Genomic DNA, 2,845 nt, shown 5'->3' with positions numbered 1-2,845 from the left:
TTGGAAGGTTTATTGGACGATCCCTTTGTCCGGAAGAATCCGCAACAACGGCGGAAAATTCAGATCATGATAGCGGTCGTGTATTATCATGTCTCAAAATATGAGATAGCCCTTCGACAATTGCATGAATGGATTGGTGGGAGCGACGAAGTGGAATCCGATCCGGTCTGGAAGAGCCAAATCTATTTGATCATGGCTCTTGCGTATGGGCAGCTTCAACAAAAAATGTTGGCACAAGAATATTTTCAACAAGCTGTGGCCCATTTTGTGGGATTATCCGCAGAACAAGTGAACAAATCCCACACTCCCTTGGATTGGATGGGGTGGATTTCGCTGACACAGGAGTTGTGTTCCTTGCATCCTGATCTTGTGGACCATGTCCTTGCTTTCAGCGTCATGCAGCCTTTTCGTAACGGACTCATGCTTTATCAGGAGATTTCCTCCGAATTTTTTCCTCTTCCTCAAACCCAGAGCGTCCATCAGTTGATTCTTACGCAATTTTCGAGGGAGCCACAGCCGTCCACCAAGATTCAGAACGGCTCATGAGGTAATCCAAGCGTTCCCTTCCTCACATCATAGCCCACGCCAGTTCTGACAGACGTCCCCTCTCCGTTGAAGCAATCCTTGTAGATCCTGCCTGAATCATTTTCATGAATAACCACTGATCAAATCCCTAACTTCTGTAACATTTCCTCCTTGTCTCAAAATCCAAAATGATCCCACCCCAAGAAAGATTGGCTCTTTGGTTTTTGTCGTTATCCTGTAGGGGCCAGGGCTGTTCATTTCTCCTTATTTTGAGCGTCAACCGGATGGTAGGCGGGGATTACATGCCCCGCAAAGGCCAAACATCGTATGTTTGACGGGCACGTAGTTCCGTCCTACCGTAGGACTGAACAGCCCTGCTGTAGGCAGACCTGTGTATCTGCCCAAGAATCATGGCAAACACATAGGTTCGCCCTGCCAATGCATCAAAATCATCAGCTTGACAAGACATATCCCCAAAGATACTTTTAGTACTGAAATTAAAAGTATTCGCTTCAACATTCACGATGGAGTTTTGCGATGACGGATGATGAACTGCGGGACCTTGTAGCGAACCTGGTAATGGCGCAAACCAAAACCGATGCCCAATTGGCTAAAACCGATGCCCAATTGGCCAAAACTGATGCCCAATTGGCTAAAACCGATGCCAAACTCGACCGATTGGCCGAAATGTACGGGGGTGTGGGGAACAATCAGGGTAAAGTGGCAGAAGAGTTTTACTACAACTCGCTGAAACATGACCTCACGCTCCAGGGAATACGATTTGATTTTATTGAAAAGAATGTGACCCACTATACCGATAACGTCGAGGAGGAATATGACCTCCTGCTGGTCAACAGCGAGGACGTTTTTATCATTGAAGTCAAATATCATGTCCATCCGAAAGATATTGAACGTCTGGTGGGACGAAAGGCAACCAATTTCAAAAAGCTGTTTCCCGAATATTCCCACTATCGCCAACACCTTGGAATTGCCACCTTTGCTATTGAGGACGAAGTCAAACAACTGGCGCTCAACCACGGGGTCACGGTTCTGCAACGTCGGGGGGAGGTGATTGAAACCCTGGCCGCATGAGCGTTATTTCTGGTTGACCTGATTTCGTACAAGGCATTTTCACCATTTTGCGTCAAGGGGAGGGAGTCCTTTCTTTTTGTTTGAACACAGGAGCGTATGATGTTTAATGATGACATATTCGAACGCTGGCTTGATGCTCAAGCCCATGCCACCATCCAAAAAGCCGGAAACGGCATGGCCTTATCTTCCGAGGAAATGATGATTCTGGTCTTGAAAGCCCAAAGCAATCATTTCCATCATCTGGGTCAGGAACTGCGAGAAGAAATCAAGTTGGTCCGTGAAGAAATTCATGAGGAATCCAAACGCGGCAGAGAGGATTTTCGGGAGGAAATCAAATTGGTCAGGGAAGAAATGAATCACCGTTTTGAACAGGTGGATAAACGTTTTGAACAGGTGGACAAACGTTTTGATGCACTGATTGCCCGGATGGATCGTTTCATGATCTGGTCCTTGGGCTTGACGGTTTCTTCCACGTTTATGATTCTGGGCTTTATGTTTGCCTGGGGCAAATAGACTGGATCTCGTTCCACGAGTCAAGATTCCTCGCTACGCTCGGAATAACAAAATTTCACATTTCACCTGTCCCAGGTATATCCTCAAATTCGGGTTATTATGAAATTCAAAATCGCACTGTTATCCATTCTGATCCATGGTTGTTGTTATTTGAGCGCATACAGCGCCATTGAATTCACGGACCTTGATTTTTGGCAGAGGGAGCATCTGGAAAATCAGGAATTGAGGATCAGCTCCTACTCTCGCAGTCTTTCCTACCAGCTCGATATTCAGCCTTGGGCGAGTGATCCTTGGGAGAATAAATCGGACACGCCTTGGGTGGAAGGCGTTCTGCGTCAGGTTGAAACGGAATACAGTGCTAGTTCGCAAATGCCGGTTGTTCAAAATCGGGAAGGAATTTGGATCACTAAGGGCAGTAATCTGACGGCATCGGCCAAAATGGGACTGGTTTCACGATATCTTTCATTGTGGCTGGAGCCTCATTATGCATGGCATGAGAATCAGTCGTTGACGAATCATCCCGAAGGCGCAAGTCAACCTTCCACCAGCGGGAGTTTTCGCTACCCCAGGGAAATTGAATCATACACGGATGTGACGTTGCATACCGGATACCTGGTGCTCAATCTTTCCAACTGGTATTTGTTGGCAGGAAAAGATGCCCTGAGATTCGGTTCCGGCAAGCATGACAACCTGCATTTGAGTAATTCCGCCGAAC

The 2,845-nt window shown here is 46.9% G+C and carries 4 protein-coding genes; all 4 read left to right on the top strand.

From position 1 onward, the window contains the following. The coding region (locus HQM11_21355) for a hypothetical protein (GenBank protein ID MBF0353588.1) at nt 1-546 on the top strand (546 nt) is incomplete at its 5' end. Between the two features lie 516 nt (nt 547-1,062). Continuing rightward, on the top strand, nt 1,063-1,617 hold the full coding sequence (locus HQM11_21350) for a hypothetical protein (protein MBF0353587.1): 555 nt from the start codon (nt 1,063-1,065) through the stop codon (nt 1,615-1,617). A gap of 96 nt (nt 1,618-1,713) precedes the next feature. Then, complete coding sequence (locus HQM11_21345) at nt 1,714-2,130, top strand: hypothetical protein (protein ID MBF0353586.1); 417 nt, start codon at nt 1,714-1,716, stop codon at nt 2,128-2,130. Nucleotides 2,131-2,229: 99 nt separating this feature from the next. Next, a partial coding sequence (locus HQM11_21340) for a hypothetical protein (protein ID MBF0353585.1) occupies nt 2,230-2,845 on the top strand: 616 nt, incomplete at its 3' end.

It is taken from the genome of SAR324 cluster bacterium (assembly GCA_015232315.1).
Taxonomy (GTDB): Bacteria; SAR324; SAR324; order SAR324; family NAC60-12; genus JADFZZ01.
Note: the sequence above shows the minus strand (reverse complement) of the source record. Positions and strands in the feature narration are given on the sequence as shown.

Excerpts from the sequence above, each read along its gene's own strand:
- HQM11_21350 (MBF0353587.1), top strand. The coding sequence starts at position 1,063 with ATGACGGATGATGAACTGCGGGACCTTGTAGCGAACCTGGTAATGGCG.
- HQM11_21345 (MBF0353586.1), top strand. The coding sequence starts at position 1,714 with ATGATGTTTAATGATGACATATTCGAACGCTGGCTTGATGCTCAAGCC.